This window comes from Pantoea sp. 18059, from assembly GCF_902706165.1.
Taxonomy (GTDB): domain Bacteria; phylum Pseudomonadota; class Gammaproteobacteria; order Enterobacterales; family Enterobacteriaceae; genus Pantoea; species Pantoea agglomerans.
In genome coordinates this window covers 1-387 of record NZ_CACSJS010000072.1, presented here as the reverse complement: position 1 = coordinate 387, position 387 = coordinate 1, and the positions used below count along the sequence as shown (strand labels likewise).

Below are 387 nucleotides of genomic sequence, written 5' to 3'. Positions count from 1 at the left end.
GCACCAAAGTAAGCCGGAAGAATTAATGGCTTTTCGCATGATGCGTTATTCCATTGCGGCAATGCAAAACCATCTTGATGCGGGCTATAAAGAGCTTCCATTGGTGCTCCCGATGCTGTTTTATCATGGTTGCAGAAGTCCTTATCCTTATTCACTCTGCTGGCTTGATGAATTTGCCGAGCCTGCTATAGCCCGCAAAATATATTCATCGGCTTTTCCGTTGGTGGATATTACCGTGGTGCCGGATGACGAGATTATGCAACACCGCAAAATGGCGCTGTTGGAGTTAATTCAGAAACATATTCGTCAGCGCGATCTGTTGGGATTAGTCGACCAAATTGTTTCGCTGCTAGTTACAGGGAACACTAATGACAGACAGCTAAAAGC

The 387-nt window shown here is 45.5% G+C and carries 1 pseudogene; it reads left to right on the top strand.

Annotated features, from left to right (window positions below):
- A pseudogene (rpnB, locus tag GVJ63_RS22115) lies at positions 1-387 on the top strand (recombination-promoting nuclease RpnB); the annotation flags it as partial.